This window comes from Microbulbifer sp. ABM4_008 (assembly GCF_056311705.1).
The window spans coordinates 4,688,698-4,702,425 of record NZ_CM149970.1; the positions used below are offsets into that span (position 1 = coordinate 4,688,698).

The following is a 13,728-nucleotide window of genomic DNA, read 5'->3' on the forward strand; positions in this document are numbered from 1 at the left end:
TCAGTAGTCCTTTTCCCTCATAGCCAAACCAGTGGCGATCATCAAGGATGGAGCTTCACTAGCTAGAGCCTGCTGATTTACCTTTGAGGAAACACTCATCCGTAAAAATGGATTCGCAGTTAGAGTGGGCCTACCCAACTTTTCGCCAATCAAATCACCGATTCCTTCCATAGCGGCAACCCCGCCACCGAGCAGGATAAAATCAACATCACTGTAGGATGTGGAGGAGTAGAAGAATTGCAGTGATCGGGTTACCTGTTGCACAACAGCATCCCGGAAGGGTTCCAGAACTTCAGCAAAATAGTCATCTGGCAATCCACTCCCGCCCTGACGCTTAGCTAAACCGGCCTCTTCAGCGGAAAGGCCATAGCGGCGCTGGATTTCATCGGTGAGCTGACGCCCCCCAAAAAGCTGTTCACGTGTGTACACCGTCTTGCCATCTACAAGAACGGACAGAGCACTCATTGTCGCACCAATATCGATAACAGCGACGACCAATTGCTCTTGTGGGGGTAGTTGGCCTGTTAACAGTGAGTAAGCTCTCTCTACAGCGTACGCTTCTACATCAACGATACCGGGCACAAGATCTGCTTCTCCGAGTGCAGAAATCCGCTGCTCAATATTCTCCGTTCGGCAGGCTGCAAGCAGGACTTCCACTTGCCCATCCCCCTTTTCAGAGGGCCCCTGCACCTCAAAGTCCAGGCTGACTTCTTCAAGCGGATAGGGAATATACTGGTCAGCCTCGATTGCGATCTGGGCTTCCAATGCCTCGTCAGTAAGGTCCGCTGGCATTTCGAGCGTCTTGGTGATCACCGCTGATCCAGACACGGCAACGGCAGCGTCCCGCAGGCGGGTTTTGGAGCGTCGCACAACTTTGCGGATAGCCTCAGCCGTCGCCCCCACATCATTGATATTCTTATCAACTACGGCATTGGGTGGGAGAGGTTCCACGGCGTAACTTTCGACACGATATTTGTCGCCGTTGCGACTTAGCTCCAGCAACTTGACCGCAGTAGAGCTAATATCGAGTCCCAACATGGCCTTGGGGCCTTTGCTCAGAAAAGGGAAAATTCCCATTTTTTCTTATCTTTTCCGTGGGTTATGAGGGTTTGATGTTATAGCACTTTAAATTAACGCTTCAACCTGCATTTGCATAGGTAATAGCGCACAATATTCGTATAATTATTCACCTAATCACTTTGATGAAGTACACAGAAGCAGTTTCATGACCGTAAAAGCCCGCAATCGTCTGCTCGCACTGCTTTGGCTCGGCCTTGCCGGTGTGGCCGCTACAGCAATGGCCCTAGCCAGTATCTACCTCTACCTCAAACCGGGGTTGCCCTCAGTGGAGAGCCTCCGCGATATCCGCTTACAGACCCCTCTTAGGGTCTACTCACGGGATATGAAACTGATCGGTGAGTTCGGTGAAAAGCGGCGCAACCCTATCACGATCGAGCAAACGCCAGAACCCTTTATCAAAGCGATACTTGCCGCTGAGGATGCCAGCTTTTACTCCCACAATGGTGTCTCCATCAAAGGTTTGATGCGGGCCGCCTCGCAGCTGATTAAGACCGGTTCTATCCAGTCTGGTGGTAGTACACTGACAATGCAGGTGGCGCGCAACTTCTTTCTCAGCCGGGAACAGCGTTTTGTGCGCAAGTTCAATGAAATTTTGCTATCACTGCAAATTGAGCAAGAGCTGACCAAGGACGAGATCCTCGCCCTATACATCAATAAGATCTTCCTCGGAAACCGCGCCTACGGTTTCCAGGCTGCAGCTCAGGTCTATTACGGCAAAGATATCAAGGATCTGAATCTGGCCCAGTGGGCTATGATGGCGGGACTCCCCAAAGCGCCATCAACCTTCAACCCTCTCGCGAACCCCTCCCGAGCCCTGGTACGCCGCAACTGGATCCTGATGCGGATGCTCGACCTTGGCTATATCAACCAGGATCAATATAACCAGTCTATTACTGCGCCGGTAACAGCCAGCTATCACAGCCGCGATCTCGACCTGGATGCACCCTATATCGCCGAGATGGCACGGAAGGAGGCAGTAGACCTCTTTGGCGACAACGCTTATACCGACGGCTACCAGGTCATAACAACGGTAGACAGTCGCCTGCAGGAGTCGGCTCGCAATGCGCTTCAGCACGGTCTGGAAACCTATGATGCGCGCCACGGCTATCGCGGCCCAGAACAGCGTCTTGCACCGGAATTGCTGCAAGATAGCGACCAACTTATCGATTTACTCAACGAGATTCCGATTCTCGGCGGTTTGGAACCCGGCGTTGTCACCGCAGTAGAACCCAAGAAACTTCAGGTTCAACTGAGAGATCGGCGCGTAATTGAATTGCCTTGGAGCAATGGACTCAGTTCTATCAGGCCCTATATTTCTGAGAGCGCCCGGGGCGCACGCCTTCAGTCCGCTGAAAAAATGTTTGCTCCCGGAGATGTTATTCGATTACGCAAGGTCGTTAAGGAAAAGAAAGAGAGCAACTCCAGTAGCGAGATGATCGCCACCGCTGTAGATGAGCCCCTTCAGGCCGATCCGTTTGCGGATCCCGAGAGCGGTGATACCAAGCCTGCTGAACCCCAGGTGACTGAAGAGTGGGTTCTAGCCCAGGTCCCGGAAGCACAGGGCGCCCTGGTATCTATTGAGCCCGAAGATGGGGCTATCCGCGCCCTTGTCGGTGGTTACGACTTCCGCCAGAGCCATTTCAATCGGGCCACTCAGGCCGCCCGGCAACCCGGCTCCAGTTTCAAGCCCTTTATTTACGCCTCGGCGATCGAGCGCGGATATACAGCGGCCAGCATTATCAATGATGCCCCGATTATCTTTGAGGAAACCAACCTGCAAGATGTATGGCGGCCTGAAAATGACGGGGGGACCTTCCTCGGCCCAACCCGCCTGCGTATGGCGTTGTACAAGTCCCGCAATATGGTCTCAATCCGGTTGCTGCAATCCCTAGGACTGGACTACGCCCTGGGCTTTGTCGAAGGCTTTGGGTTTGAGCGCAGCAAGCTCGCCCGCAACCTGACCATTGCTCTGGGTAGCTCCGCTCTCACGCCCCTGGAGATGGTGCGCGGCTATGCCGCCTTCGCCAATGGTGGCTACCGAGTGGAGCCCTACCTGGTTGACCGGGTATTGGATGTTAATGGCGAAGTCCTGTATCAGGCACTGCCTCTCACTGTATGCGATAACTGTCCTGAGCCGGGCACAGGCTCTGAAACTCTGTCCGCTGAACCCGTCGATCTCGCGGAATTACAGCTGGAAGGACAAGGGGTCGATCAAGGTGAAGAGCCAGCGGAACTACACGTACTGCCCGTTGGCCCCCTCGACCCGAGCAAGAGCCAAGCGCGTCCTCGCGCTCCGCGAGCCATGTCCGCAGAGACGGCATACATAATGGATTCGATGCTTAAAGATGTTATCAAAAAGGGTACCGGGCGCCGCGCTCTGGCGATGAAACGCGGTGATATTGCCGGAAAGACCGGTACCACCAATGGTCCACGGGATGCGTGGTTCTCAGGTTACAGCCCCTACCTGGCTACCAGTGCCTGGGTTGGCTTCGATTCCTATGGCGAACTGGGTAAAAATGAATACGGTGGCTCGGCCGCTCTACCTATCTGGATCGATTTTATGAGCAGTGCCCTCGAAGGTCTTCCCGAGCGCCACCTGGCTCAACCAGATGGCATAGTTACGGTACGCATCAACCCTCAAAATGGCTTGCGCACCTCTTACGGGGGCATGTTTGAGATATTCAGGACCAACCGGGTGCCCGGCCGCGAAGTGTATAACCCATATCGCAATCGCTACACCGATGAAGATATGGATATGCCCAGCCAGGATGGCCGGGAGGATTCTTTACCGGAAGAGCTGTTCTAAGCGAACAGCCCAATCAAAAAAGGGGCCTCAGGCCCCTTTTTTGGTGATACATCGCAAAACAACTCAGTCACTGCGATAGCGCAGGCAGGCCCGCTCTAATCCCTGCAGGTCGGGAATAACCGCCTCCTCACCAGAAAGCGCCACATGCATTAACTCTCCAGGGCTTAGCGGCTGCTCTCGCAGTGCCAACTCCTCAGGGGTAACCCGTACCAGGCGCGGAGTGCCGCGCAAGAGCAATGCAAAATACGGCAGCTCACCATCGGGATTTCCCGTACTCAGCACCGCAATACGCCCCTCTTCTGCAACTGCTCCCAAGGCACCACCACGCATCACTTCAAAAGATACCACCGGCAGGCGCTGTTCCCGCCAGATCAGATCTCCCAAATACCACTCGGGTACATCTTGAACTGCCATCGGCGTCTGCATTGCAACAACCTCTGAGAGGCTGTCCACCGGCACCAGCAGCTGCCCCTGCTCAAGGGGCAATAACAGGCTACTCACTTCCTGGGGGACATCTACCGGCAGCGCTTCAACTTCACTCATTGCCTATCTCTATATTATTCCTGATATTTGCCGTCTCAGCTTCCGACAGCTTCGGCATCCGCGTACTCACGAATAGCCGCCAGCAGTACATCTTCCTGGTAAGGCTTACCCAGGTAGTGGTTAACTCCCAGGGACATAGCGTGATCGCGGTGCTTATTACCGGTACGCGAAGTAATCATTACGATAGGAATATCGCGCAGGCGGCTGCTGGAGCGAATATGGCGGGCAACCTCGAAGCCATCCATACGCGGCATCTCAATATCCAGCAAGATCAGATCCGGGATCTTATCCTGCAGCTGGATAACCGCATCCTGACCATCCTTTGCAGTGCTAACCAGATAGCCCTCTCGCTCCAGGAAGCGCGTCGTTACCTTGCGTACCGTAACCGAGTCGTCCACAACCATAACGGTCTGCTGGCGCGCCTCCTGCTCGGACTGCACTTCAGGCTCTTCCTGAATTTGAAGCTGTGGCACTTCCGGCCTTGCCAGCTGGGTGGCCTGGCGGCGCAGCAGGGCGTGAGCGTCGAGAATCACCACGACGCTACCATCACCAGTTACCGTTGCACCTGATACCCCTTGAACCCCGGAGAACTGCGGGCCGAGGCTTTTCACTACAATCTCGCGGCTGCCCTTAATGGCATCCACCTGTAATGCCATAGCGTGCCCTTCAGAGCGCACCAACAAAACGGGCAGTTGCATATCATCGACACTGAGCTTGGGTTGAGCACCAGACTTCAGCAGAGTACCGAAATAGCTAACCTGATAGAGTTCTCCGGCGTATTCGAAACGCGCATCATCTGAGCGATAGTAGTGCTCCAGCTCAAATGGGCTGAGGCGCACAATACCTTCGATAGTATTCAGCGGCAGTGCAAACAGGTCATCGCCAATTCGCACCATCAAAGCGCGGTTAACCGAAACTGTGAACGGCAGACGAACGACAAATTCTGTTCCTGCGCCTGCCTCTGAGTTGATATGGACGCTGCCACCGATCTGCTTCAGCTCGGCGGATACAACGTCCATGCCCACACCCCGGCCAGAGATCTGGGTAACTTTTTCTGCAGTGGTAAAACCAGCCTGCAGAATGAACTGAAGAATCTCATTATTCGAGAGCTCAGCATCCGGCCTCATCAGGCCATTTTCCACGGCCTTTTCACGTACTCGGATCAAATTGACACCGGCACCATCATCGCGGATGGTGAGGACAACTTCACTGCCCTCCCTTTTCAGCGCCACATCGATACGCCCACGCTCAGACTTGCCGGCAGCCAAACGCTCCTCTGGCATTTCAATGCCGTGGTCCACAGCGTTGCGCAGCATATGCTCCAGTGGCGCAACCATACGCTCCAACATGGACCGGTCCAGCTCGCCTTCAACGTTGGAGAATCCCAACTCGACCTGCTTGCCCAGCTCAGCACTTACTTGGCGCACGATGCGACGCAGGCGCGGTACCAGACGGGAGAAAGGTACCATGCGGCTGCGCATCAGACCTTCCTGCAATTCGGTATTTACTCGGGACTGCTGGAGCAACAGGGTCTCTGTATCCCGCGCCTTGTTATTCAGAGTGGAGCGCAGCTCCATCAAGTCAGATGTGGACTCCAGCAGGGAGCGGGATAACTGCTGAATAGACGAGTAACGGTCCATTTCCAGCGGATCGAAGTCGCCGTCCTGTTCTGCCAACTGCTCCTGGCGGAACAGGATCTGAGCCTCGGTCTCGCGGTCCAGGCGGCGCAGCTGTTCGTTGAGACGCACCAGCGTCACATCCATCTCGTCTAGGGCGAGACCGAACTCACTCATCTGCTCTTCAAGACGACCACGGGAAATTGCAGTCTCACCGGCGAGGTTTACCAACTCCTCCAGAAGTTCAGCAGCTACACGCACCATCTCCTGGGGCTGGTTCCGGGTCGGTGCCGCTACCTCCTGCTCTGCATTACCGGCCTTGCGGATAAACGGCAAAACGTTATCGCCTTCCTGACCTACAGCGATCTCGGGCAGCTGCGTAGCAACTACATCAGCATCCGGCTGAGTACTCTCGGCCGCAATGACTTCATCACCTTGTTCCGCATCCGCTACGAGAACAGTTTCTTGAGGTTGTTCGTCTGAAACTTCAGATTCAATAACTGCTTCTGCAGCTGCCGAGTTAGCCGGCTTCTGATCCGCCCAATCGGTGCTGACCAGCTGTACAAAAGCATCAAGCTGTTCACCAGCCATCCAGGCGTGAACTGTCTCTACTCCATCGGCGAGACGATCGTGGATACCATGGGCATTGGCGAAGAAATCTGCGGAGGGCCGATCGTTGTCGCGCATGCCTTCGATCACCGTTTCAAAACGGTGAGCTACTTCACCCAACCCCATTAGGCCAGCCATACGTGCACCACCTTTAAAGGTGTGCAATACACGCTTCAGGGCCTCACCTTGCTCGCGGCCTTCCGGCTCCTCTTCCCAACTCTGGATCAGTTCCTCCAGCTCATCGGTAAGATCTCCCGCCTCCTCCATAAAGACATCGACAACATCCGGGTCAATGTCTGCCAACAACTTCTGTAAATCGACTGATTGAGCGGAATCCTGTGATGACACCTCGCTACCCGGTTGCTCGATAGCCAGGTCGCCAGCAGGTTCAACTTCAGGTGCAGAGAAGGGTTCTTCAAATTGAGAAACGTCCTCAACGGCGGCCTCAACTTCTATGGCCTGCAATTGAGGAATTTCCGAATCCTCAGCCTCGCCATCGAGAGATCCCCCATCGTGCGACACCTGTAATACAGGTGGCTCAATCCACTCATCAGGGGATGCTTCTGAAACCAGGAGCTCGGTTACTCCCGTGGGCTCCGGCGCCTGCTCTTCAGGCTCGGCAATAGCCAGTGCTTCGCTATCGATTCCCAGTTCATCGAGGTCGTAGTCATCTTCTGCTGAAGAACTGGTTTCCTCACCCTGAGCCAGGTAGCGAAGCGCCTCTTCCACAGCTTCGCTGACTTCAGGGAGGTCTTGTGCTGCTGCTACTGCATCGATTAAATCGAGCAACTCGTTGTGTCCCTGCTCAAGAGAGGCCCATAGTGCGGGCTCCTGCTCAAGGTCACCAGCAAGGACTTTGCGATAAACATTCAGCAACAGCTCAGCGAGCTCAGCCAGGATCGGCAACTGCGCTCGGCTGGCCGCCTCCTGCAGAACATTGAGCTCATCAGCGACCAATACAACACGACTTTTATCTGCCGGGTCGGCACGCCACTCAGTCAGCATTTGGTCTGCATCAAGCAGCACCCGCATGCCATCAGCCATCAAGACTTCGAGAAGCTGGGGATCGACCGCGCGAGGTTCATTCGCCTCACGCTCGCGAATCAAGTGGCCTACAGAGCGCTCCTGCAATTCAGCAACGCGAGCAAGGAACTGTTCCGATTTCTCTATTGCGAGAGGCTCTGAAGAGCGAATCTGTTCCAGCACGTCACGCACATAGGTGGCGCTATCATTGATCAGATCAAAAATATCCGCATCGATAGGCACCTGATAAATACGCAGCTCTTTAGCGAAGCGCTCCAGTGGCGCCATAATTTCGGCAACCACTTTGACTTCCGCCATATGTGCGGAGCCTTTAAGTGTGTGGAGTGCCCGGTGCATTGGATCGCTGGGAACACCATACAAAGGCGCGGCAGCCTGCATATCCTGCAAATACTCATCTACGACATTGAGGTGCGTCTCTGCCTCCTGGGCAAAAATTTCCCAGAGTTGAGCCAGGTCTTCTCCGGTGTCCTCAACAACGTCAACTGCCGCGACACCGCCTGCACTTTGGGCTTCCAGATCAGCGGGCATCTCTCCCGCACTCAGCTGCTCAGCCCAAGCTTGTAACTGCAGGGTAAGCTGCTGATCGGGGTCGCTCTGTCCGTGTTTAAACGCCTCAATCATTGAGGGGAACTTCTGATACACCTGCTCAATCAGGTATACATGGGCAGGCCCGGGTTTCACGCTGCCATCGATAACCCGGTTGAGCATATTCTCCACAGACCAGGCCAGTTCACCAATATCCAGGGCCTCGACCATACGGCCCGACCCCTTCAGGGTATGGAAGCCCCGACGAAACTCTACCAAGGCATCCTGATTGGCAAAATTGGCAGCCCACTCCGGGAAGTAACAACTGATATGCGCAAGAACTTCCCCGGCTTCTTCCAGGAAGATCTCGATAATTTCATCGTCAATCAGGCTCTCAGTGTCATCACCGAGTTCCTCCGTCGTATCCGCGACCTCTGCAACCGCAGCAACCGGCTCAACCTCAGCAGACTCTACCATCGGTGCAGCTTCAATGAAGTCAGCAATCTCAGCAGGCGCTTCCTCAGCTTCAGGAGCCTCTATCCCAGTTTCAACTTCAAGTACCGGAGCAGCTTCAACCTGAGGAGCCCCATCAGAGAACCAAGACTCCTCCGGAACAGACTCTCCATCGATTTCCAGCTCGGACTCCACAACAGAATCTGCTTCATCGACAGGCAGCTGCAAAGTTATGGCAGATGACTCTTCCGCATTTATTTCAGCTTGAGAGTCCAGAGATTCGTCAGAAACCGCAGTGGCTTCGTCATCGGGGATTAAATCGTAATCAATAAGATCTGGCAGTTCGGGTTCTGATATCGGGGGCGCTTCCAGACTGGCGTCGGCCTCACTCTCGTCGACGATCTTCAGCGAAACGCCCAAAGCCTCTACGCTATCTTCAGCCAGTGCCAAAAGCATTTCTGCATCAGCCAGACCTTCCGCACGACGCTCCAGGTAGTATTCAACACTGGTAATGGCATCTGCCAGAGTATCCAGCATTGTCCATTCGGGCTGTTCTCCAGCCTCAATCAGGGAGCTGCCAATATAGCGGTTGCAAGCGGAGATGATTTCACCCGCTCGCTGGTAACCCACCATTTCGAGACCACCACAGACTTCCTGTAAACGCTGTGGCACACGACTCAGGTAACTGATATCCCAATGGCTGGCCACATACTCCATGACCGCTTCTTTTACCGCTTCCAGACCGAGTCTGGCCTCGCGTAATACAGAGTCAGTGGCGTCGCCCATAATGGGCTGCTCATCGTCGACTTTTTTATTGCGATCGACGGTGGCGGCAAGCGCTGAATCAAGCTGAACCAATTCCCCGGCGGCACGCATCAGGTACTCTTCAACGTCAGTACCACGGGAAGCATCGCGAAGGTCTTCGTAGACACTGCGAGCGCGAACCCGCTGCGCTTCCAATCCCAAAATACCGAGTGTATCCGCGAGGCGCTTGGCCACAGCGGCCGTATCTGACAGCGAGGGTTGCTCTGTATCGGTTGTACTGGGCTCCAGTGCTTCACGCACCAATTGCAGTTCATCGCGCACTGCAGCAATTGCACTGCCCAGGGCTTCTGGCCCCATCGCCAATACATCTTCAGTATCCGGGCGAGGCGTACCGGGAACCGCCTTATCTAGTGCGAAGCGCTGGTAGAGTTTCTCGCAGTGCGGCCCATTCGGACCGGCGAGGTAGACATAAAAAAGTAGGTTGCGCAGAAAGTCCTGATCCAGGCGCGCGTCCAATACCTTTGCGCCACGCCCCTGCAACAACCTGAATTCAATATCCACCTTGCGCAGTAAATGGCGCAGTGCGGGCTGCACATTAATACGGTGTTCGCCGAGCGCCTCCAAAATACCGAACAGTACTTCCCACAGGGATTGGCGGCAGCTACCACTGTAAAGCAGCTGCATTTTTTCAATAATCTTGGTGAGGTAAGCCAGGCTTTCGCCGCTGTTTACATCCCGGATCAGACCCGCAGCCGCTACGTGATACATCTTGCGCAACTTGGTGACCAGGTCATTTAAGCGGGCGCTATCGGCGACGAGGGGCTGGCGCTTTCCAATCACCGTTGCCAATGAAGACAGTTCTGGCGAGAAAAGCGCTCCTTCACTGATCAATCGCTCGCGGCGCACTGCGCGCAAGTCATTCATCAGGGGAAGTAAGAGAACGGCATTGTCACGACGCTGAAAAGAAACCTTTTCGAGGTAAAGGGGCAACTCCAGCAATGCGCGCATCAAAAATTCGCGCGTCTCGTCGGTATTTTCAACCGCACCAGTGGCGAGGGCCTGGATAAGTTGCTCCATCTCTTCTGCTAACATCGCGGCACCACTTAGCTGTGCCATATGTAAGCTACCGTGCACCTGGTGCACCAGCGACAAGCTGTTTTGCAGAAGAGAGGCACCCGCATCGGGTTCTACAGCGAACGTCTCAAGAAATTGGCGCGCTTGTGCCAAAGTCTCGTTAATTTCACCGATCAGCCAATCCAAGGCCATGAAGTTCGGATTGTCGTGACTCACGCCAAGTCCCCAATAATTTATTCAGTACTCAAGCGCTACAGTTTTCTGCGAGAAAAACTCGCGGATTTATCGGAAGCAATTCCGTGCGCCCCTTTTGCGCCCGGCCAACTTTCATAATGGCCGGGCATTATTGTGTGGGTTAGGCCAGGGCCCGGTCTTCGCGGGACTCCAATGAATGAGTATCTTCACCTTCAATAGCGAAAGTATCTGTATCCATTTCCGGCAACTCCACGTCATACAGCTCGCTGTTGCTTTCAACACTTTCCTCTTGCGGAAGTTTGAAGCCGGCAACGGATTCGCGCAGTGCACTCGCGGTCTGCGCCAGGTTACCAATGGACTGGGCGGTAGCTTGGGTACCCGCAGAAGTCTGCGAGGTAATTTCCTGAATCACGTTCATCGTGTTGGAAATGTGGCCTGCAGACGAAGCCTGCTGACGGGCAGCGTTAGAAATGTTCTGAATCAACGATGCCAGGTTGTTGGATACACTTTCAATTTCTTCCAGTGCAACACCCGCATCCTGGGCCAGACGAGCTCCACGTACCACCTCACTGGTGGTTTGTTCCATGGAGATTACCGCCTCGTTGGTATCGGACTGAATCGCTTTTACCAGACCTTCGATCTGCTTGGTTGCAGCTGCAGAGCGCTCCGCAAGTCGCTGTACCTCATCCGCAACCACCGCGAAGCCTCGACCGGCATCACCGGCCATGCTCGCCTGGATCGCGGCATTCAATGCAAGAATGTTGGTCTGGTCGGCAATGTCGTTAATCAAACTTACGATATCGCCAATTTCCTGGGAGGATTCACCCAGGCGCTTAATTCGCTTGGAGGTATCCTGAATCTGCTCGCGGATGTTATCCATGCCTTTAATGGTGTTCTGTACCACCTTGGCGCCATTACTTGCGATATGTACTGAGCGCTCGGCTACCTGGGCAGATTCGGAGGCGTTGGCAGATACCTGGTCAATGGTGACCGCCATTTCGTTAACCGCGGCAGAAGCTCCGGCAATTTCCTGTGCCTGGTGCTCAGAGGCCTCGGCCAAGTGCAGTGCAGTCTGCTGAGTTTCCTGGGACAAGCCAGATACTTCCTGTGCAGCGCCATTAATCCGCGATACCAGCACACGCAGCTGGTCAATAGTAAAGTTAATGGAGTCGGCAATCGCACCAGTAAAGGCTTCGGTTACCGTTGCAGAGGTGGTCAAGTCACCGTCGGCGAGGTCGGCCAGCTCGTCCAGCAACTGCATAATCGCGTGCTGGTTACGCTCGTTGGTATCTTCCTCTTTTTTCAGGTTTCGGCGGGTACCGGAGAATGCCATCGCCATCATACCGAAGATCAACAAAACGAAGACCAAAGCCAGTGCAGCAATGGTCAAGTTGTTGGGCTGGCGATCATCTGAAAGGTTTACGATTCGGTCATTCAGCGTACTCAATGCTTCGATCAGCTGGGGAGATGACGCGATAATGCCGTCAGAGGCCTGGCGGGTAGCAAACAGGGCTGGAGTTGCTTCGAAGATATCTCGTACGGAGGTGCTTACAAAGCCGAACAGCTCAGTAATTTCATCCAATGAGTGGCGAGCCTCTTCATCGGTGATACGGGAAATCCCCATCACCACATCGCCGCTCTTCATACCGTCAACCACCTTACCGAAAAGACTGGCGTCGGTATTAAACTGGTCAGCGGCGGCTTCGGCATCATCGCCACCTTGGAGCATTTTATCGATATTTCGACCAATACGCTCCGCACGCCAAACCTGCAACTGGGCCTGTTCCACCTGATTTGCCGGGGCGTTGTTAGCCAGCAGAATTTCTACAATATTGTTGTGCTCAGCCTGTAATTCCGGAAGCGAGTCACTCAGCGTTGAAGCGATATCGTTAAGAAATACGATGGTTTCCTGGTTGCCGATAATCGTATCGACCTGCTCGCGCAAGCTGCGCCAAACCTGATCGTAAGCAGACAGCTGAGCACCCAGGGCGCGGCGACTATTGTCATCCATTCGCTGAAGCTGGTTCCAGGCATTAGCCATTTCTTCGGTAACATTTTCCAGCTCGGTAAAGGCCTCACTATCGCCTGCGGTTGCCGCCGGCGCATAGGAAACTACCTGATAGGAAAGGGCCCGCAACTCGGCGACTTGCTGCAGGTACTCTTTATCCTGCTCGTCTCGAGTCTGTACCAAATAAATACTGACAATAAGCCCCGCCAGCGTGGCGAGTACCAGTAGACCTAATACCAGCGCGGCAGGGTTACTGCGCAGCGCGGAAAAGGAACTCTGGGAGCCTGGTTTCATAATTTACTCCTAGCGGGCCATTGCATTAGGCCGGTTTAATACCACTTTAGTTTTAACGCTTTAATGACAAGACCCCTCAGTCAGTGCTGTACATCCCTGCACTAATTGCGGGCCATCCGGTCGACCACCCTCGGCTACCGGAAAGAAAGAACTGGATTAGTCAGCGTAAAGCTGCATCCATAAAACGCGCATCCTTGATCAGTGCCCGCATATCGAGAACGAGCCAACGATGCTGCTGTAAAACAAACTGGCCGTGCACCATTGGCGCAAATGGTTCACTCAAATCTGTCGGTGCCTCACGGGCATACTCAAACGCCAAGTGCTGCATCCCAAACAATTTATCCACGATAAGCCCCACGTAGGTCTTATCCCTCTCGAGCACCAAAACACGACGTTGCTGGCGCGGACCTGAGAGGTAGCCGCCATAAAAAGCTGCGAGATCAATAAGGGGAAGCAGGCGACCACGAACATTAGAGACGCCTTTTACCCAAGGCTGAACGCCCGGAATAAAGGTGTGCTGTGGCACTTCGAGCAATTCCACAACGTCATCCATGGAGGCGACAAAGTGGTTATCCAGAAGAGAGAAACCGATACCGGTCCAGTAGGGTTTGATTTCCCGGCGGCCAGGCAGGCCAGTGGCCTGCGCTTTGGCGCGCCGTGCAATATCAACCAGAGCTAAATAAGGTGTTTGTGACTGCACTTTTCGCAGCTGGCTA

General features: G+C 54.3%; 6 protein-coding genes. 1 reads left to right on the forward strand and 5 read right to left on the reverse strand.

Going from position 1 to position 13,728, the window contains the following annotated elements; translation table 11 throughout:
- Positions 1-1,077, reverse strand: coding sequence for a pilus assembly protein PilM (locus ACYX4J_RS20330; RefSeq protein WP_476177428.1), 1,077 nt, complete (start codon positions 1,075-1,077; stop codon positions 1-3).
- A gap of 148 nt (positions 1,078-1,225) precedes the next feature.
- Here ACYX4J_RS20330 and ACYX4J_RS20335 point away from each other — a divergent pair, with 148 nt between their 5' ends.
- Positions 1,226-3,886, forward strand: coding sequence for a penicillin-binding protein 1A (locus tag ACYX4J_RS20335; RefSeq protein ID WP_444892583.1), 2,661 nt, complete (start codon positions 1,226-1,228; stop codon positions 3,884-3,886).
- 63 nt (positions 3,887-3,949) lie between these two features.
- On the opposite strand, the gene ACYX4J_RS20340 is transcribed toward ACYX4J_RS20335, so the two are convergent.
- From ACYX4J_RS20340 to ACYX4J_RS20355, 4 genes are all read right to left on the reverse strand, one after another.
- Complete coding sequence (locus ACYX4J_RS20340) at positions 3,950-4,429, reverse strand: chemotaxis protein CheW (RefSeq protein WP_282930302.1); 480 nt, start codon at positions 4,427-4,429, stop codon at positions 3,950-3,952.
- 35 nt (positions 4,430-4,464) lie between these two features.
- On the reverse strand, positions 4,465-10,731 hold the full coding sequence (locus tag ACYX4J_RS20345; RefSeq protein WP_476177429.1) for a hybrid sensor histidine kinase/response regulator: 6,267 nt from the start codon (positions 10,729-10,731) through the stop codon (positions 4,465-4,467).
- Between the two features lie 139 nt (positions 10,732-10,870).
- Positions 10,871-13,012: a methyl-accepting chemotaxis protein gene (locus tag ACYX4J_RS20350; RefSeq protein ID WP_413664075.1), complete on the reverse strand. Its 2,142-nt coding sequence runs from the start codon at positions 13,010-13,012 to the stop codon at positions 10,871-10,873.
- Positions 13,013-13,172: 160 nt separating this feature from the next.
- Entirely contained in the window at positions 13,173-13,712 is a 540-nt protein-coding gene (locus ACYX4J_RS20355; protein ID WP_413664074.1) for a chemotaxis protein CheW, read from the reverse strand.
- Between the last annotated feature and the right edge of the window lie 16 nt (positions 13,713-13,728).